General features: G+C 70.2%; 19 protein-coding genes. 12 read left to right on the top strand and 7 right to left on the bottom strand.

Going from position 1 to position 17,303, the window contains the following annotated elements; all coding sequences use genetic code 11:
* Positions 1–7: 7 nt before the first annotated feature.
* From F6B43_RS05980 to F6B43_RS05990, 3 genes are all read right to left on the bottom strand, one after another.
* Positions 8–1,234 (bottom strand): MFS transporter, encoded by a 1,227-nt coding sequence (locus tag F6B43_RS05980; protein ID WP_150448455.1) that lies wholly within the window; start codon positions 1,232–1,234, stop codon positions 8–10.
* An 83-nt stretch (positions 1,235–1,317) separates the two neighbouring features.
* Positions 1,318–1,980 (bottom strand): tRNA (guanosine(46)-N7)-methyltransferase TrmB, encoded by a 663-nt coding sequence (trmB, locus tag F6B43_RS05985; RefSeq protein ID WP_246159872.1) that lies wholly within the window; start codon positions 1,978–1,980, stop codon positions 1,318–1,320.
* Between the two features lie 153 nt (positions 1,981–2,133).
* A complete protein-coding gene (locus F6B43_RS05990; protein ID WP_150447923.1) occupies positions 2,134–2,967 on the bottom strand; it encodes a DUF3097 domain-containing protein in 834 nt (277 codons plus the stop codon).
* Between the two features lie 171 nt (positions 2,968–3,138).
* Between F6B43_RS05990 and F6B43_RS05995 the strand changes: the two genes are divergently transcribed.
* From F6B43_RS05995 to F6B43_RS06010, 4 genes are all read left to right on the top strand, one after another.
* Positions 3,139–5,148 (top strand): TPM domain-containing protein, encoded by a 2,010-nt coding sequence (locus F6B43_RS05995; RefSeq protein WP_150447924.1) that lies wholly within the window; start codon positions 3,139–3,141, stop codon positions 5,146–5,148.
* 71 nt (positions 5,149–5,219) lie between these two features.
* Positions 5,220–5,981 carry a PspA/IM30 family protein gene (locus tag F6B43_RS06000; RefSeq protein WP_150447925.1) on the top strand — a complete coding sequence of 254 codons (762 nt, stop codon included), beginning with the start codon at positions 5,220–5,222 and terminating at the stop codon, positions 5,979–5,981.
* Positions 5,982–6,092: 111 nt separating this feature from the next.
* On the top strand, positions 6,093–6,926 hold the full coding sequence (locus tag F6B43_RS06005) for an arginase family protein (RefSeq protein ID WP_150447926.1): 834 nt from the start codon (positions 6,093–6,095) through the stop codon (positions 6,924–6,926).
* Positions 6,923–7,378 (top strand): Fe-S oxidoreductase, encoded by a 456-nt coding sequence (locus tag F6B43_RS06010; protein WP_150447927.1) that lies wholly within the window; start codon positions 6,923–6,925, stop codon positions 7,376–7,378. The genes F6B43_RS06005 and F6B43_RS06010 overlap by 4 nt, the downstream gene beginning before the upstream one ends.
* Here F6B43_RS06010 and F6B43_RS06015 read toward each other — a convergent pair.
* The 4 genes from F6B43_RS06015 to F6B43_RS06030 are packed head-to-tail and all read right to left on the bottom strand — an operon-like array spanning position 7,357 to position 9,688.
* Positions 7,357–7,914 carry a G protein-coupled receptor family protein gene (locus tag F6B43_RS06015; protein WP_150447928.1) on the bottom strand — a complete coding sequence of 186 codons (558 nt, stop codon included), beginning with the start codon at positions 7,912–7,914 and terminating at the stop codon, positions 7,357–7,359. The genes F6B43_RS06010 and F6B43_RS06015 overlap by 22 nt on opposite strands.
* A 26-nt stretch (positions 7,915–7,940) precedes the next feature.
* Positions 7,941–8,447, bottom strand: coding sequence for an SIP domain-containing protein (locus F6B43_RS06020; protein WP_150447929.1), 507 nt, complete (start codon positions 8,445–8,447; stop codon positions 7,941–7,943).
* Positions 8,448–8,498: 51 nt separating this feature from the next.
* Entirely contained in the window at positions 8,499–9,221 is a 723-nt protein-coding gene (locus F6B43_RS06025; protein WP_150447930.1) for a tyrosine-protein phosphatase, read from the bottom strand.
* A complete protein-coding gene (locus tag F6B43_RS06030) occupies positions 9,218–9,688 on the bottom strand; it encodes a carboxymuconolactone decarboxylase family protein (protein ID WP_150447931.1) in 471 nt (156 codons plus the stop codon). Before F6B43_RS06030 ends, F6B43_RS06025 begins: the two co-directional genes overlap by 4 nt.
* Positions 9,689–9,753: 65 nt before the next feature.
* On the opposite strand from F6B43_RS06030, the gene F6B43_RS06035 reads away from it, so the two are divergent.
* The 8 genes from F6B43_RS06035 (at position 9,754) to F6B43_RS06070 (ending at position 17,299) form a co-directional block, all read left to right on the top strand.
* Positions 9,754–10,704 carry an alpha/beta fold hydrolase gene (locus tag F6B43_RS06035; protein WP_150447932.1) on the top strand — a complete coding sequence of 317 codons (951 nt, stop codon included), beginning with the start codon at positions 9,754–9,756 and terminating at the stop codon, positions 10,702–10,704.
* 191 nt (positions 10,705–10,895) lie between these two features.
* Entirely contained in the window at positions 10,896–12,404 is a 1,509-nt protein-coding gene (locus F6B43_RS06040; protein WP_150447933.1) for an ABC transporter substrate-binding protein, read from the top strand.
* On the top strand, positions 12,401–13,351 hold the full coding sequence (locus F6B43_RS06045) for an ABC transporter permease (protein WP_150447934.1): 951 nt from the start codon (positions 12,401–12,403) through the stop codon (positions 13,349–13,351). The genes F6B43_RS06040 and F6B43_RS06045 overlap by 4 nt, the downstream gene beginning before the upstream one ends.
* Positions 13,348–14,289, top strand: a complete 942-nt coding sequence (locus tag F6B43_RS06050) for an ABC transporter permease (protein WP_150447935.1) — start codon at positions 13,348–13,350, stop codon at positions 14,287–14,289. The genes F6B43_RS06045 and F6B43_RS06050 overlap by 4 nt, the downstream gene beginning before the upstream one ends.
* Positions 14,286–15,074: an ATP-binding cassette domain-containing protein gene (locus tag F6B43_RS06055; RefSeq protein WP_150447936.1), complete on the top strand. Its 789-nt coding sequence runs from the start codon at positions 14,286–14,288 to the stop codon at positions 15,072–15,074. Before F6B43_RS06050 ends, F6B43_RS06055 begins: the two co-directional genes overlap by 4 nt.
* Positions 15,071–15,880 (top strand): ABC transporter ATP-binding protein, encoded by an 810-nt coding sequence (locus tag F6B43_RS06060; protein ID WP_150447937.1) that lies wholly within the window; start codon positions 15,071–15,073, stop codon positions 15,878–15,880. The genes F6B43_RS06055 and F6B43_RS06060 overlap by 4 nt, the downstream gene beginning before the upstream one ends.
* Positions 15,881–15,912: 32 nt before the next feature.
* A complete protein-coding gene (locus tag F6B43_RS06065) occupies positions 15,913–16,986 on the top strand; it encodes a M4 family metallopeptidase (protein ID WP_150447938.1) in 1,074 nt (357 codons plus the stop codon).
* Entirely contained in the window at positions 16,958–17,299 is a 342-nt protein-coding gene (locus F6B43_RS06070) for a protealysin inhibitor emfourin (RefSeq protein WP_246159814.1), read from the top strand. The genes F6B43_RS06065 and F6B43_RS06070 overlap by 29 nt, the downstream gene beginning before the upstream one ends.
* The last annotated feature ends 4 nt before the right edge of the window (positions 17,300–17,303 follow it).

Consider the following 17,303-nt stretch of genomic DNA (forward strand, 5'->3'; position numbering starts at 1 on the left):
GAAGGCGTCAGTCAGTCAGTGGATGTGCGAGCTCGTCCTGCGGCATCCGCGCGGCGAGGATCGCCACGACACCGAAGCACAACGGCAGCACGCCGGCGGCGATGAAGATCACCGGGATGGGGACGACTTCCGCCACGGGACCTGCGAGGGCCATCGACACGGGCATGAGCGCGAGAGAGACGAAGAAGTCGAGGCTCGAGACCCGCCCGAGCATATGGGTCGGCACCCGGCGCTGCAGCAGCGTTCCCCAGATCACGTTCCCGTAGCTGAACGCGAAGCCGATCGCGAAGCAGGAGACGAGCATCAGCCAGTACTGGTCGGTGAGCCCGATGACCACGAAGGGGAGTGTGCCGATGCCCCACACGAGGTTCATCGTCGTGAGGTATCGACGGGGCAGCCGGAGCGACGAGACGAAGATCGAGCCGAGCACTCCGCCGAGCCCCAGCGCGGCGAGCAGGAAGCCGAACCACCGCGGGTCGTCTCCGATGCGTTCGCGGGTGATGAAGGGCAGCAGCACCTCCTCGGGCCCGATCGAGACGAGCACCCACCCTGTCGCGAACAGCAGCGTCCACAGCAGCCACGGCGTGCGCACCGTGAATCGCACGGCCTCGGTGAGGTCGTGCAGAACGCTCGTCGGAGCACGGGCGGCATGGTCGGCCGCCGGCTCGGGCCGCAGGAACATGAGCAGAACGAGGGCGATCAGGTGCGCGAGCACGACGACTCCGGCCGCGTGCGTGGGGATGAGCGCCGCCAGAAGCAGCCCGGCTGCCGCGGGGCCGGCCGCCTGCTGCAGTGCGGGGCGCATCGCCCCCTCCAGGCCGTTGGCTGCCAGCAGCTGCTCGGGAGGCAGGATGCGCGGAAGGATCGCGCTGTAGGAGGGATAGAAGAACCCGGCGCCGGCACCGACGGTGAACGCGACGATCGCGAGGTGCCAGATCGGCACGGGACCCGACCACCCGGCCACCACCACCGACGACACCGCGAGGACGTTGATCAGCTCGATGCCGCGCAGCACCCAGCGACGTGACACGCGATCGGCGACGATCCCTCCCGGAATGGCGCAGGCCAGAAGGCCGACGGCATTCGCGGACGCCACGAGCGAGAGCTCGAGGGGCCCGCCTCCTGCTCCGATGACGGCGTAGACCATGACGACGGCCCACATCCCCGCGCCGAGGATCGAGAGCACGACCGCCGCGAACAGGATGCGGAAGTCGCGGTGCCGGAGCGGACGCACGAATCGCCCGCGGGGGCGGCGATTCGCGTCGCCAGGGCCCGGATCCCGCGATGCCGTGCCGGTCTGCCGCTCGAGGGGCTCGGTCACTCGGGGATCCGTCGATAGGTCAGGTCTCGGATGCTGCGACCCGCCCGCTCTCCCTTGTGCTCGAACGCCGTGAGGATCCGCCCCTCGAAACGCGGCGCCCACTCGCCCTCGAAAGCCCTCGTGAATCCGCAGGCACCGTCGAGCACGTCGCGCATCTGCCTCGCGTAGTCCTCCCAGTCGGTGGCCAGGCGCAGCACTCCCCCGTCGGTGAGGCTCCGCGCGGCCAGCGCGGCGAACTCCGCCGTCACCAAGCGGCGCTTGTTGTGCTTGTTCTTATGCCACGGATCGGGGAAGAACACCCACAGCTCGTCGAGGGATGCCGGTGGCAGCAGGTGCTGCAGCACTTCGGGCGCGTTCGCCTCGACGAGGCGGAGATTGCGCACTTCCGCGCGGTCGGCTTCGAGCATCGTCCGGGCCAGGCCCGCGGTGAAGACCTCGATCGCGAGGAAATCCTCGTCCGGACGCGACGAGGAGGCGTGCACGATCGCGTGGCCCTGGCCCGAGCCGATCTCGGCGATGAGTCGCGCGCGTCGCCCCCAGACCTCCACCGGTTCGATCGCGGCGCCGGGCGCGATGCTCGTCACCGCCGCATCCCTCGGCACATCCAGCACGTAGCGGTCCGACAGGTCTGCCCACGCCCGCTCCTGCCCGTCGGTCATGCGGCCGCTCCGGCGGACGAACGACACGGGGCGGTCACGGAAGGGACGCGGTTCTGACACCACCCCAGGCTACCGACGGCGCACGACACGGAAGGGCGCCGACCGGGTGACGGTGCCGGTCAGGTGACGGTGCCGGTCAGGTGACGGTGCCGGTCAGGTGACGAAGTCGATGAGCTCTTCCACCCTGCCCAGCAGCGCGGGCTCGAGATCGCGGTACGACGACACCGACCCGAGGATCCGCTGCCACGCCCGCGCCAGATCGGCGGGCGTCTGCGACGGCCAGCCGAGCGCCCGGCACACCCCTGCCTTGAACTCGATGCCGCGAGGAACCTCGGGCCAGCGCGCGATCCCCACGGCTTTCGGCGTCACGCACTGCCAGACGTCGATGTACGGGTGTCCGACGATGCGCACGAACCGGCCGTGGGGGCCGGCGGCGACGGCCTGCGCGATCCTGGTCTCCTTCGAGCCGGGCACGAGGTGGTCGACGAGCACGCCGTACCGGCGCTCCGCCGACGGAGGATCTTCGGCGAGCGCGGCGCCCAGCACGTCGACACCCTGCAGGAACTCGACGACCACGCCTTCGGCGCGGAGGTCGTCGCCCCACACCTTCTCGATGAGCTCGGCATCGTGCTTGCCCTCGACCCAGATGCGGCTCGCCCTGGCGACCCTCGCGCGCTCCTCCACGGGAGCGAACGACCCCGACGCCGTGCGCGCTGGGGCCGCGCGGACGGTCGGGGCGGCGGGTGCAACGAGCACGACGTCGGCCCCGTCGACGAGGTACCCCGGTCCGAGGGGGAACAGACGTCGGCGGCCGACCCTGTCCTCGAGCTCGACCAGGCCCGAGGTGAGCCCCATGACCGCGCCGCAGAATCCGTCGTCCGCGACCTCGACGACCGTGCCGCGCGACGCCTCCACGCGGGGAATCTCGCGCCGGCGCGCCTCGCGCCATCCGGCGGCGAGCACGTCGGTGCCGTATCGATCGTCCATGTGTCCTCCCGGACGGCCAGCGTAGGCGCAGGCCGGGCGCGCTCCGCGGCGACCCGCCGCACCGGGCGCGGCGGCCAGGAAGTGCACGACATGTCCTCGCCCTATGCCCGCAGGCGACGGCGTGAATAGACTCGGACGGGGGCAGGATTCTCTGCGCCGAGAAGGGGTTCGATGCGCACGCGATGGGGGATGGCGGTCGCGGCGGCTCTCGCGGTGGGGCTGATGGCTGCGCCGACCGCGGTGTGGGCGACCGATCCCGTGCAGCTCGGATCCGGCTACGTCCTCGATCAGGCGGGCGTGCTCGACCCGTCTCAGGAGGCGTCGGTCCAGCAGCGCATGTCCGATCTGTACTCCTCCACGGGCGTCGACCTGTACGTCGTCTACGTGGACGCCTTCACGAATCCGGCCGACAGGCAGCAGTGGGCCGATCAGGTGGCGCAGAGCAACGGCTTGGGCGTGACCCAGTACATCCTCGCGGTCGCCGTCGACGGCCGTCAGTACTACATCTCCTCCGACGGCGCGGGCCCGATGAGCGACCAGCAGCTGGCTGATGTCGAGGCGGCGATCAAGCCCGCACTCACCTCCGGCGACTACGCGGGGGCGGCCATGACCGCCGCCGACGGCTTTCAATCGGCCCTGGGCGGGTCCGGAGGTTCGGGGGGCGGCTTCCCCGTGGCCATCGTGGTCGTCATCGCCGTCGTCGTCATCGCCGCTGTCATCATCTGGCTGATCATCCGACGGCGCCGCAAGGCGCCGGGCGCGGTCCGCTCGGGTGACGGACCGGGCTCCCCCCTCGACCAGCTCGACACCGCCGAGCTCGCCCGCCGCGCCTCTTCCGCGCTCGTCGACACCGACGACGCGGTCAAGACCAGTGAGCAGGAGCTCGGCTTCGCGAGCGCCCAGTTCGGGGATGCCGCGGCCGCCGACTTCGCGCAGGCTCTGGCCGCAGCCAAAGAGAGCCTCAACCACGCGTTCACACTCAAGCAGCAGCTCGACGACTCGGTGCCGGACACCGAAGAGCAGACGCGCGCGTGGAACGTCCAGATCCTGCAGCTGTGCGAGCAGGCCAACGCCGGGCTCGACGAGAAGGCCGCGGCGTTCGACGAGCTGCGCCAACTGGAGAAGAACGCACCTCAGGCGCTCGCCCAGGTGCAGCAGCAGCGTGTCACCGTGTCCGCGGCGCTGGACGCCGCGGACGCACGTCTGGCCGAGCTGTCGACCCGCTATGCCCCTGAAGCCCTCTCGACCGTCGCAGACAATCCCGCGCAGGCACGCGAGCGCATCGCCTTCGCCGACGCCCAGCTCGCCCAGGCGCAGACGGCGATCACCGCGGGTGACGGCGGAGCGGCGGCGGTCAGCATCCGTGCCGCGGAAGAATCCGTTGCTCAAGCCGGGCTTCTGGAGCAGGCGGTCGACAAGCTCGGCGCCGATCTCGAAGAGGGCGAGCGCAGCGCCACCGCGCTGATCGCGGAGCTGGAGGGCGACATGGCAGCGGCCGCGGCGCTCCCCGACCCCGACGGCCGGGTGGCTGCCACGATCGCGTCCACACGCGCGCAGGTGGATGCCGCCAAGGCGGGTCTTGCCTCCACGGCCAAGCGACCGCTCGCGATCCTGCGGGCGCTCGAGGCCGCGAACGCCCAGATCGACGGGGTCGTGCAGGGTGTGCGGGATGCTGCGGCCCAGGCCCAGCGCACTCAGCAGATGCTCGGCCAGACGATCATGCAGGCGCAGGCGCAGGTCTCCGCGGCCGAGGACTACATCACCGCCCGCCGCGGCGCGGTCGGCGCAGAGGCCAGGACCCGTCTCGCGGAGGCCGGGGCATCCCTCGTGCAGGCGCAGCAGCTGCAGGCGTCCGACCCCACGCAGGCGCTGCAGCAGGCGCAGCGGGCGAACCAGCTGGCCGGCCAGGCCATCCAGTACGCGCAGACTGACGTCGGGTCGTTCCAGAACCCCGGTGCGGGCGGCATGCTCGGCGGCGGATCGAACGGCGGCGGGATGCTCGGAGCCGTGCTCGGCGGGATCGTCATCAACTCGATGCTGGGCGGCGGGGGGCGGTCGTCGGGCGGTTCGCTGGGCGGCATGCTCGGCGGCGGATCCCGCTCCGGTGGCGGCGGACGCCTCAGCCCCGGGAGCTTCGGCGGCGGGGGCACCCGCGGCCGGCGCGGAGGAGGACGATTCTGACGCCCGCCGACCCGCACCTGCACACAACATCCCTGACGACGTCACACCCCTCTCGATAGGAAGGAACCACGATGGCAAAGCAATCCATCTTCGGCCGCATCTCGACCCTCATGAAGGCGAACATCAACGCGATGCTCGACTCCGCGGAGGACCCGGAGAAGATGCTCGACCAGCTCGTCCGCGACTTCACGAACAACATCGCCGATGCCGAATCCGCGATCGCCGAGACGATCGGCAACCTCCGCCTGCTCGAACGCGACAACGCCGAAGATGTGCAGGCGGCGGCGGAATGGGGCAACAAGGCCATCGCCGCCAGCCGCAAGGCAGACGAACTGCGCAGGGCCGGCAGCACCGCCGATGCCGACAAGTTCGACAACCTCGCCAAGATCGCGCTGCAGCGTCAGATCAGCGAAGAGAACCAGGCCAAGGCCACCGCCCCGCAGATCGCCGCCCAGACCCAGGTCGTCGACCAGCTCAAGGACGGCCTGAACGGAATGAAGGTCAAGCTCGAGCAGCTGAAGTCCAAGCGGGCCGAACTGCTCGCGCGGGCCAAGACCGCCGAAGCGCAGAACAAGGTCGTCGACGCCGTGAAGTCGATCGACGTCATGGACCCGACGAGCGAGCTCGGCAGGTTCGAAGACAAGATCCGTCGCCAGGAGGCCCTCGCCGCCGGAAAGCAGGAGCTGGCCGCGTCGAGCCTGGATGCGCAGTTCAACAGCCTCGAGGATCTCGGCGAGCTGACCGAGGTCGAGGCGCGCCTGGCCGCGCTCAAGAGCGGCTCGACCACGCCGCAGGTCGCCATCGATGCACCCGGGGCGCCGTACACGCCGTAGAGCACGATCGCAGCGAAGGGCGTCGCATCCTCACGGGTGCGGCGCCCTTCGCCGTGGAGCCCCGCACGTGCCTCGGGGCGCGCGCGGAGATGCTGGGCCAAGATAGGGGGCATGACGCGTTACCTCGTGGTCCCCCAGTGGCAGGGCAGCCCGTCGTCTCGGGCGATGCAGCTCATCGACGGCGCGATGGCGATCGCCGGCGACCTGCCGCGTTCGGCGACGACGCTGCTCGAGATCCCCGCCGAGGCGGGCGAGTCGCTGGGTACGGGGGTCCACCGGCTGAGCTCGCTCGTGCGCATCCGCGACCACATCGCTGAAGCTCTGACAGGCCGTACCGAGCCCGTGCTCACCGTCGGCGGCGACTGCGGCGTCGCGCTCGCCGCCGTTGACCACGCCGTCGAGCACGTGGTCGGCGGCGATTCCTCCGTCGCGGTGGTGTGGTTCGACGCGCATCCCGACTTCAACTCCCCCGACGCGACCCCTTCAGGAGCGTTCGCCGGCATGGTGCTGCGCGCCATCGTCGGCGAGGGCGAACCCCGTCTGTCGCTGGCGCCGGGGGCGGTCCCGGCATCCCGTGTCGTGATCGCCGGCGCGCGGTCGTTCGACGACGCCGAACTCGAGGCGATCGAGCGGGCGGGCATCACGACCGTCGGTGTCGACGACCTGCGCGACCCCGACGCGCTGGCCGCGGCGGTGCGCGCAACGGGAGCGGATGCCGTCTACGTGCACGTCGATGTGGATGTCCTGGACCCCGCCGAGCTGGCAGGCAACGCGCACCCTGAGCCGTTCGGCCTCACGGTCGCCGAGCTCACCGCATCCATCGCCCGCGTCCGCGCCGCCCTCCCCCTGGTCGGCTCCTCGCTGGCGGGATACTCGCCCGCGTCGGCCGCGTCGGCGGAGGATGACCTCGGCGCGCTCCTGCGCGTCGTGGGGGCGCTCGCATGAGCCAGATACCGACGCCCCCCGCCGATTGGCGCGAGGTCGCGCAGCGCGCCGTGGAACGCGGGCAGCGAATCGACCGCTTCATCCCCGGATTCCTGCTCGACTCGCGGATCAGTCTCGTGGGCTACTGGTACGGCACCGCCGTCGGCTGGGTGTGGGGGTCGATCTGGAGCACGGGCCGGATCGAGAGGCGCGCAGGCATGTGGGTGTTCCGCGGGATGCCGGGCTGGGCGTTCCCCCGCGGCGGGGTGTGCGCGGGAGGATGCTTCCTCACCGGTGACGCATCGATCACCGACGCGCTCCTCAGGCATGAGGCGACGCACATGCGCCAGTGGCGCCGCTACGGATTCCTCATGCCGGTGCTCTACCGTCTCGCCGGCCGGGATGCATTGCGCAACAGGTTCGAGATCGAGGCGGGTCTGGCCGACGGCAACTACGTCCCGCGCGGAGCCTGAGCCGTCCCGACCCTGTGCACCTGCCGGCCGAGCGCGATCACGACCGCGAGCGGAAGGACGATCCAGATCAGGTTGGGCAGGATCGCGACCATCAGGAACCCGACGAGGTTGCCGCTCTCGAGCGACTGACGCGTCATCTCGAGCCCGCTCGAGGCCTCCACGAGGAAGTAGATCACCGTCTTCCAGAAGGTCGCGACCGAGACGATCAGGGCGAGCACGACACCCGAGTAGCGCCTCGCCCTCGTCAGCGCCCAGACGATCACGATGACCTCGAGCAGATTCGCCCAGCTCTGCGCGCTGCCGAAGGCGTCGAAGCCTGCGTAGCGGTGGTCGAAGCTCGAGTAGAAGACGTGACCGGGCCAGAATCCGGCCAGTGGCCCGCCGGCGTGCGAAAGCGGTCCGAGGAGGACGTAGCAGGCGTCGTAGGTCTGGATCAGGGCCGAGATCGTCAGCCAGACGAAGATCCAGGTGGGAAGCCGCAGGTCGCGCGGGTCGACGAGGCGAGGAGTCTCGACGGAGGTGAGGGGGGCACTCATGGCCCTGAGAGTAGTGGGAAGGCCGCTCAGCGCGCGGTCGACAGGCCGAACCGTTCGGGGGTGTGGATGCCCTCCGCCGCGATACCGAGCGAGTCGGTGAGGTGGTCGACGATGTCGGCGGTGCCGAGATACCCGCCGAGGAGGAAGATGCGCGTCGCCGCCCCGGGGGCCGCCCCGGGCGTGTGGCTCGCGTCGCCGCAGAGCATCTCGTCCGACCATGCGGTGACCGCGCGAGCGAGCGCCTCGCCCGGCATGCAGCCCCGGCCGGTGCCGGGGGCGCCCGACCGCGTCGAGCGATCCAGCCAGGTCACGGTCATGCGTGCCGGGATGTCGAGCTCGGCCTGCCACGAGGCATCCGGAATCTCGATGAAGACGCGGCCCGTCGAACACATCGGCAGGGTCGCCAGGAGCACCTCGAGGTCGGCGAGCGAGGTCTCGTCTGCGGTGATCAGGTGCTGTACGCGGGTATGACGCGACGCCCGGCACACGCTGGCGTTGTGCTCGGTAGAGGCGAGCGGAGAGGAGGTGGTCATGACGAAGTCAGTATACCCTCACCAAGGGTTGCCTAACCTGTGCGTTGGACCTCAGTCGACGGCGATCAGCACCCGGCGCAGCTCGGCGAGCTCCTCGTCGCGGAGGCCGTGCGCGCGGAGATACTCGGCGGGCGAACCGTACCTGTCGGTGAGATCGGCCAGCAGGCCGCGCATGACGGGCGCCGGCGACCGCGTCGCGAGCTCCTCGAGATGCACCGCGTCAGGATGGCGCGCCCGGATCTTCGCGACCACCATCTCATTGCGCGACGGGGGCAGCAGCGCTTCGCTGCGCGCATAGTCCGCGACCACCGACTCTTCGTCGACTCCCGCGGCGGCGAGCGCGAGGGCGACGGTGACACCGGTGCGGTCCTTGCCGACCGTGCAGTGCACCAGGACGGGCTGCTCGACGAGGATGCCCCGGACGACGGCGATCACCTGGGCGGAGCATTCGTCGACGAGCTCCCGGTAGAAGTCGGCGAGCGAGGCGTCCCTCTCGAAGAACGATCCGATCGATCCCAGGACCAGCGGCACGCGCGCGGTGGTCACGGCAAGCCCGTCGACGAGGCTCGGAGCGTTCGCGACTTCGTCGTCGTCGCGCAGATCGACGATGCTCCGGATGCCGAGCTCGCGCATCGTCGCGACCCCCGCGTCGTCGAGCCGGGCGAGATTGCCGGAGCGATAGAGGACGCCCGACCGGGTGCGCCCGCTTCCGGCCGGAAGCCCGCCGACATCGCGGAAGTTGTATGCGCCGGAGACGAGCGAGCCGGCAGTCATGCGGACGGGCGCGGCGGAACCGGGTACCGGCCCGCGATCGCCACCCGGTTGAACGCGTTGATCGAGATGAGGATCCAGCTGAGCGCGACGTACTCCTCTTCGCTCAAGATGCCGCCCACATGGTCGTACACCTCGTCGGGGATGCCGTCGTCGTGGATGAATGTGAAGGCCTCGGCGAGCTCCAGCGCCGCCCGCTCGCGCTCGCTGAATACGCCCGACTCGCGCCACGTGGCCAGCTGCGCGATCTCGTCGACACCGAGGCCCGCGGCGACCGCCCGGTCGACATGAACGCGGACGCAGTACGCGCAGCCGTTGAGCTGCGATGCGTGGATCTGGATCAGCTCTTTGAGCCGGTCGTCGATCCCGTGGGACGCGGCGAGCGCGCCGACCGTCTTGGAGAACGCCTCGAGGGCCTTGTACGCCTCCGGTGCGGAGCGCGAGAGATGCACACGACGTTCATCGGTCATGCGCCCAGCCTAGCCAGCGCACGAGGTAAGAGCCCGGGCCGGCGGCGTGACGACAGAATGGATCCGTGACCGACACAACGTTCGACGAATTCTCATTCCGCGCGGCGCAGGCCGCCGACGCCGGGATCGAAGGGCCGCTCCCGCACGCGGAGCGTCTGACCCTGACGCTTCCCGACGGACGCGCACTCAGCGCGCTCCGCTCCACCCCGGCCGGCACCACCGACCCGGCACCGGTGGTCACTCTCCTGCACGGTGCGGGGCTGAACGCCCACACGTGGGACACGACGGTCCTCGCGCTCGGCCTGCCCGCCCTTGCGATCGACCTCGCCGGTCACGGCGACTCGTCGTGGCGCGACGACGCCGCCTATACGGCGCGCGTGCTCGCGCCGGACGTGGTGGCCGCGATCCAGGAGTGGACGGATACTCCGCAGCTCCTGGTCGGTCAGTCGCTCGGCGGCCTCACCGCCGCCGCCGTGGCCGCATCGCGCCCCGACCTGGTCGCCGAACTGGTGGTGATCGACATCACGCCGGGCGTCGATCCCGATGCGGGGCCGACGCAGATCCGCGAGTTCTTCGCGGGCCCGACGGACTGGGCCTCGCGCGACGAGCTCGTCGATCGGGCCCTGGCCTTCGGGCTCGGAGGAACGCGTGCGGCGGCGGAGCGGGGGGTCTACCTCAACTCGCGTGTGCGATCCGATGGGCGCGTCGAGTGGAAGCACCACTTCGCACACCTCGCCGCCGCGATGGCCGATGCTCCGTCCGATCAGGTCCCCGCCGCGCCCGACGCCGTCACGGCCGTCCTGGGCGAGTCCGGCTGGGAGGATCTCGCGGGTGTGACCGCGCCGATCACGCTCATCAGGGGCGACCGCGGATACGTCACCGCGGCGGACGCCGAAGAGTTCGCGCGGCGCGTGCCGGCAGCATCCGTCGAAGTGATGGCATCGGGTCACAACGTGCAGGAGGAACAGCCGGTGGCGCTCGGCCGGCGCCTTCGCGCACAGGTGCCGAGCGCCTAACGCTTCGGCGTCGTTCGGGGTAACGCGGACCGCTCCCCCGTCGCGGCGACCTTAGGCTTGTCTATCGCACCCGAGTCGTCGAACTCGCCGGCATCGTGGTGCACCATCGTGGCTCACCATCGTGACTCACCATCACGATGCGGCATCGCGGCCCGAACCGCGATTCCGCGGCCCTGCGAAAGGATCCCCCCATGTTCCGCCGTACCGCCCTTGCCGCCGCGGCCGTGCTCGCCGCGGGCGCCCTGCTCCTTTCGGCCTGCTCGGGGGGCGGCACCGCCTCGCCGACGGCATCGGGCACACCCGATCCTTCCGCGTCCGTGACGATCCGGCTGGTCGCCGAACCGGGCAACCTCGACATCCGCCAGACGGCCGGATCATCGCTGGACCAGATCCTCATCGACAACGTCTACCAGGGACTGGTGGCGCGTACCCCCGAGCAGGACATCGTGCCCTCGCTGGCGTCGGATTGGAAGGTCTCATCCGACGGACTCACCTACTCCTTCACCTTGCGCGAAGGAGTGACCTTCCAGGATGGTCAGCCACTGACCCCACAGGACGTCGTCTGGTCGCTCACGACGCGCAAGAACACCCCGGCGTGGAGCGATTCGGCCCGTCTGTCGCGTGTGTCCACGATCGCCGCCGACGGGCAGACGATCACGCTGACGCTGAGCGAGCCGGACTCGAGCCTGCTGTGGAATCTCACCGGCCGGGCGGGCCTGATCCTCAAAGAGAACGACACGGTCGACTACAAGACCGCCGCGAACGGCACCGGCCCGTACTCGCTGACCGCCTGGAAGCAGGGCGACAGCATCACGTTCGCGCGGTACGACGGCTATTGGGGCCCGAAGGCCCCCGTCGCGCAGGTCGTGTTCGCCTACATCCCCGACAACCAGGCGGCATTGAACGGCGCCCTCGCCGGCGAGATCGACGTCGTGACCGGATTCGACGCGAACCTCAAGAGCCAGATCGAGGCGGGCGGCAACTTCTCGCTCGTCGTGGGGGCATCCACCGACAAGGGCACGCTGGCGATGAACTCGACGAAGGCGCCCCTGAGCGACAAGCGCGTACGGCAGGCGATCCGCCAGGCCATCGATCACGACGCGATCATCCAGGCGCTCGGGTCGGGTCAGACGCTGTACGGCCCCATCCCCGAGCTCGACCCCGGGTACGAAGACCTCACCGGCGTCGCGCCGTACGATCCGGCCGCCGCCAAGAAGCTCCTGGCCGACGCCGGGGCGAGCGAAATCACGCTCACCCTCACGATCCCGTCCTTCTACGGCACGACGATCCCCCAGATCCTCGTCTCCGACCTCGACGCCGTCGGCATCACCCTCAAGGTCAACGCCGTCGAGTTTCCCACCTGGATCAACGACGTGTACGTGAACAAGAACTACGACCTGAGCTTCGTCCTGCACACCGAGGCCCGTGACTTCGAGAACTGGGCGAACCCGGACTACTACTTCACCTACGACAATCCGGAGGTCCAGGCGCTCTATCAGCAGTCGCTCGGCGCGACCGATGAAGCGCAGGCCGCCGACCTGCTTGCGCAGGCCGCGAAGATCGTCTCGGACGACGCCGCCGCCGACTGGCTCTACAACGGGTCGTCGGTGGTAGCCGTCGGGACTAACATCACCGGTATGCCGTCGGTCAACGTCAACGAGCGACTCAACCTCGCCGAACTGGCCAAGAGCAACGGGTGATCCGTTACGCGCTGACCCGACTGGCCCTGCTTCTGCTCGGTCTTCTCGTGGCCAGCGTGCTGATCTTCCTCACGCTCCGCGTGCTGCCCGGTGACATCGCGCAGCTGATCGCGGGAACCAACAGCACGCCGGAGCAGATCGCCGCGATCCGCGAACAGCTCGGGTTGAACGAACCGCTGCCCGCGCAGTACGTCGATTGGATCGGCGGGGTGCTGCGCGGCGACCTCGGCACCTCTCTCCTGACCGGCTCGAGCGTTGCCGCGGAGGTGGCTCAGAAGGCCCAGGTGACGCTGCCGCTCGGGATCATGGCCCTGGCGGTCGCGGTGCTCTTCAGCGTTCCGCTCGGCGTCCTCTCGGCGATGCGTCGCGGCCGATCGGATGGCACGGCGCTGAGCGTGGGGGCCCAGACGATGGCCGCCGTCCCCGTGGTCTGGGCGGGAATGATGCTCGTCGTCGTGTTCGCGGTGTGGCTCGGCTGGCTCCCGGCGCAGGGTTTCCCCCGCAGCGGCTGGCAGGATCCGGCCGCCGCCCTCCGGTCCCTGATCCTTCCGGCCCTGACGATCGGCATCGTCGAGGGCGCGATGCTCTTGCGGTTCGTCCGCAGCGCCACGCTCCAGGCGGTCGGACAGGACTACGTGCGCACGGCCGCGGCGAAGGGCCTCACTCGCAACGCCGCCCTGATCCGGCACGGGCTGCCCAACGTCGGTCTCTCCGTGATCACCGTCCTCGGGCTCCAGGTGGCCGGCATCATCGTCGGCGCGGTCGTGATCGAGCAGCTCTTCGCCCTTCCGGGGATCGGACGGATGCTGGTGGCAGACGTGGGCGCGCGGGATCTGCCGAAGGTGCAGGGCGAACTCCTGCTGCTCACCGGATTCGTGCTCGTGGTCGGCTTCGTGGTCGACCTGCTCCACCGGGTCATCGACCCGCGGCAGCGGGAGGCGTCGTGAGCTCATCGACCGGCTCGGAGGCCGGTAGCGGCTCGCGGACGGGAGGGCGGTTCGGCTGGCTCCGTCGGCTGTGGTCGCTGTCGACCGGACGGTTCGGCCTGATCGTGGTCGCCGTCGTCATCGCCGCCGCGATCGTCTCGCTGTTGTGGACGCCGTTCGACCCGCGGCAGGTGAACATCGCCAACCGCTGGGCGGCGCCCGGCTGGCCGAACGTGCTCGGGACCGATGGGTCGGGCCGAGACATCCTGAGCCTGCTCATGGCGGGCGCGCGCACGACGATCGTGGTGGCGGTCGGCGCCGGGGTGATCGCGACCGTCATCGGGATCTCGCTGGCGGCGCTGGGCGCTCTCACCGTCCGGTGGGTGCGCGAATCCGTCGCCGTGCTCGTCGACATCCTGATCGCCTTCCCCGTCCTGATCATCGCGATGATGATCTCGTCGATCTGGGGCGGGTCCCTGTGGGTCGTGATCTGGGCGGTCGGCATCGGGTTCGGCGTCAACATCGCCCGCGTCACCCGACCTGAGCTGCGCCGCGTGCTGCAGAGCGATTTCGTCCTGGCCGGTCGCGCCTCGGGCCTGACCGCAGCCCAGAACCTGTGGCGCCACCTGCTGCCCAACGTCGCGCCCGTGTTCATCGTGCAGCTGTCGTGGGCGATGGCGATCGCCGTGCTCGCCGAGGCGGGCCTGTCGTACCTCGGATTCGGCGCCCCGCCGACCGATCCTTCGTGGGGCCTGCTGCTCAAGGACCTCCAGCAGTTCCTCACCGTGCATCCGCTGTCTGTGGTGTGGCCCGGCCTGACCATCACCGTCACGGTGCTGGGGCTCAACCTCCTGGGCGATGCCCTCCGCGAGGCGACCGACCCCACCCTCTCCCGCGGGAGCGATCCCCTCCATCCTCCGCGCGGCTCGATCCGGCACGTCCCGGGGGTGGTCTCGTGAGCTTGGAGGTGCGGGATCTCACCGTCGACATCGCAGGTCGTCGTGTCGTGGACGGCGTGTCGTTCGACGTGCCCGACGGTGCCCGCGTCGGACTGATCGGCGAATCAGGCTCGGGCAAATCGCTCACCGCCCTCGCGATTCTCGGGCTCCTTCCCGAGGGGGCGACCGCCGGCGGCAGCGTCAGATGGAACGGTCTCGAGCTGATCGGCCTGGCCGATCGCGACCTCGCAAAGCTCCGCGGCGACGAGATCGGCATCGTCTTCCAGGAGCCGCGCACCGCGCTGAACCCCATCCGGACGGTGGGCCGCCAGATCGCCGAGTCGATCAGGATCCACGAGAAGGTCAGCAGGCGCGAAGCGCTCGCGCGCGCCGTCGCCGAGGCATCCCGAGTCGCCCTCCCCGACCCGGAGCGCATCGTCGATCGCTACCCGCACCAGCTCTCCGGCGGGCAGCGCCAACGGGTCGCCATCGCGATGGCCCTCGCGTGCCGGCCGCGGCTTCTGATCGCGGATGAGCCGACGACGGCACTGGACGTCACGATCCAGGCGGAGGTGCTCGATCTGCTCCGCGCCCTCGTGGAGGTCGACGGGATGGGCCTCGTCTTCATCACGCACGACCTCGCCGTGCTGTCGCAGATCGCGACGCACGGCGTCGTCCTGGAGGACGGACACGTCGTCGAACACGGACCCGTCGCGCAGCTGTTGACGGCACCTGCCTCGCCGATCACGCAGGGTCTGCTGCGGGATGCGACGGCGACCCTCTGGCGCCCGGGGGGCGAAGCATGATCCCCGCTCCCGAGATCCTCCTGCGCGGCCGGGGCCTGACCCGCAGATTCCCGCTTCCGAAGCAGTCGCTGTTCGAGCCGAAGCGCTCCACGACCGCTCTGGACGGCGTCGACATCGACGTCCGCTCCGGTTCGGCCGTCGGCATCATCGGCGAGTCGGGTTCGGGCAAGTCCACGCTCATCCGTCAGCTGCTGGCTCTGGACAGGCCCACGGCAGGAACCGTCGAGTTCGACGGGCGCGCCGTGGATGCTGGGGCCTCCGCCCGCCGTCTGCACTGGCTGCGCCGACAGACGGGGATCGTGTTCCAAGACCCGTACGCATCACTCGACCCCCGCATGAGCGTGGGACGCATCGTGGGCGAGCCGCTCTGGGCCCTCGGGATCGAGGGGGATCGTCGCGCGCGCGTGCGCGACGTCCTCGAAGAGGTGGGGCTGGGAGCCGACATGGCCGGCCGTTTCCCCCACGAGTTCTCCGGCGGCCAGCGCCAGCGGATCGCCCTCGCACGCGCCATCGTGCACCGCCCCAGGCTCCTCGTGGGCGACGAGCCGCTCTCGGCCCTCGACGTGACGGTGCGCGCGCAGATCCTCGAACTGCTCGGGGAGCTCCGCGCACGCGAGAACCTGACCCTGATCATGGTGTCGCACGACATCGGCGTCGTGCAGAACCTGTGTGACGAGGTCGTGGTCATGAAGGACGGGCAGGTCGTGGAGGCGGGCACGACCGAGAAGGTCCTCCTGGAGCCGCAGGCCGCGTACACCCGTCGCTTGCTGGCGTCCATCCCCACGATCGATCCGGACCGATCCTGATCGTCGTCGGAGGCTCGGGCTAGCCTCTGAGCATGACGCACGCGATCGTTCCCCCGTACCTGCTCGCCCGCATCGCCAGCGTGCAGGAGCCGGCGTGGGCGCACGCGGCAGAGGCCGCGCGCACCACTCTGGCTGCGGGCCGCGAGTACCGCACGCCTCGCACGCGGCTCCGCCTTTCCATCGAGGGCAAGGGCACCCTCGTGGCCGAGGCGGCCCCCGCCCCTGATCGCACGATCTTCGACGCGAAGGGGCGCGAGACGCTGCCGGGCACTCGCGTGCGCGGCGAAGACGATCCGCCTTCGGCGGACGAGGCGGTCGACCAGGCGTTCGACGGGCTCGGCGCGACATTCGACTTCTACGCGCAGGCATACGGGCGCAACGGGATCGACGCCGCGGGCGGAGCCCTCGAGGCGACCGTCCACTACGGGCAGAAGTACGACAACGCGTTCTGGAACGGCGAGCGCATGGTCTTCGGCGACGGCGACGGCGAGGTCTTCACGGGCTTCACCGGGTCACTCACCGTGATCGCGCACGAGCTCACCCACGGGGTCACCGAGCACGAGGGGGGCTTGAACTACACCGGGCAGTCCGGAGCGCTGAACGAGTCGCTGTCCGACGTGTTCGGCGTACTCGTGGAGCAGTACGCGCTCAGCCAGACCGTCGAGGCGGCGACGTGGCTCATCGGCGCGGGCATCTTCACTCCGGCCGTGCAGGGCACGGCCCTCCGCTCGCTCAAGGCGCCCGGCACCGCCTACGACGACGACGTGCTCGGGCGAGACCCGCAGCCGGCCCACATGGACCATTACGTCCACACGACCGACGACAACGGCGGGGTCCACATCAACTCCGGCATCCCGAACCATGCGTTCTATCTGACCGCGACCGCCCTCGGCGGACATGCGTGGGAGCGCGCAGGCCTCATCTGGTACCGGACGATCACGGGCGACCTTCCGTCGTCGGCCGATTTCGCGACCTTCGCGGGCGCCACCCTGAAGGCGGCCGGCGCGGAGTACGGTGAGACCTCGAAGGAGGCCGCCGCCGTCCGCGCCGGGTGGGTCGGAGTCGGTGTGCTCAAGGATGACCGATCGACGACCCCACGCGCCTGACACGGACGTCGGGGCATCCCGGGCGCCCGTCACGGTGACCGTGACCCGCTCGGGCGGGTTCGCGGGCCTGCGTCGAGAGTGGAGCGCCGCACCGCCGGCCGACCAGGAGTCGCAGTGGATCGCGCTCATTCAGAGTTGCCCGTGGGAGGCTGCGACGCGGGAGCCGACTCCCCGGGGCGCCGACCGTTTCGTCTGGCGCATCCACGCGCGATGCGGTCCGGATGAGCATGCCGCCGAACTCGCCGACGACGACGTCAGCGGCCCGTGGCGGGATCTCGTCGATGTGGTGCGCGGAACGGCGTCCAGGCCGTAGGTGA

Source organism: Microbacterium rhizomatis (assembly GCF_008710745.1).
Taxonomy (GTDB): Bacteria; Actinomycetota; Actinomycetes; order Actinomycetales; family Microbacteriaceae; genus Microbacterium; species Microbacterium rhizomatis.

Bases quoted from the DNA above. Each gene is read 5' to 3' on its own strand.
- F6B43_RS06030 (WP_150447931.1), bottom strand. From the start codon at position 9,688: ATGACCGATGAACGTCGTGTGCATCTCTCGCGCTCCGCACCGGAGGCG.
- F6B43_RS06010 (WP_150447927.1), top strand. From the start codon at position 6,923: ATGAGCCAGATACCGACGCCCCCCGCCGATTGGCGCGAGGTCGCGCAG.
- F6B43_RS06070 (WP_246159814.1), top strand. From the start codon at position 16,958: ATGACCGATCGACGACCCCACGCGCCTGACACGGACGTCGGGGCATCC.
- F6B43_RS06005 (WP_150447926.1), top strand. From the start codon at position 6,093: ATGACGCGTTACCTCGTGGTCCCCCAGTGGCAGGGCAGCCCGTCGTCT.
- trmB (WP_246159872.1), bottom strand. From the start codon at position 1,980: ATGACCGACGGGCAGGAGCGGGCGTGGGCAGACCTGTCGGACCGCTAC.
- F6B43_RS06040 (WP_150447933.1), top strand. From the start codon at position 10,896: ATGTTCCGCCGTACCGCCCTTGCCGCCGCGGCCGTGCTCGCCGCGGGC.
- F6B43_RS06025 (WP_150447930.1), bottom strand. From the start codon at position 9,221: ATGACTGCCGGCTCGCTCGTCTCCGGCGCATACAACTTCCGCGATGTC.
- F6B43_RS05995 (WP_150447924.1), top strand. From the start codon at position 3,139: ATGCGCACGCGATGGGGGATGGCGGTCGCGGCGGCTCTCGCGGTGGGG.
- F6B43_RS06065 (WP_150447938.1), top strand. From the start codon at position 15,913: ATGACGCACGCGATCGTTCCCCCGTACCTGCTCGCCCGCATCGCCAGC.
- F6B43_RS06000 (WP_150447925.1), top strand. From the start codon at position 5,220: ATGGCAAAGCAATCCATCTTCGGCCGCATCTCGACCCTCATGAAGGCG.
- F6B43_RS05990 (WP_150447923.1), bottom strand. From the start codon at position 2,967: ATGGACGATCGATACGGCACCGACGTGCTCGCCGCCGGATGGCGCGAG.
- F6B43_RS06015 (WP_150447928.1), bottom strand. From the start codon at position 7,914: ATGAGTGCCCCCCTCACCTCCGTCGAGACTCCTCGCCTCGTCGACCCG.
- F6B43_RS06020 (WP_150447929.1), bottom strand. From the start codon at position 8,447: ATGACCACCTCCTCTCCGCTCGCCTCTACCGAGCACAACGCCAGCGTG.
- F6B43_RS06060 (WP_150447937.1), top strand. From the start codon at position 15,071: ATGATCCCCGCTCCCGAGATCCTCCTGCGCGGCCGGGGCCTGACCCGC.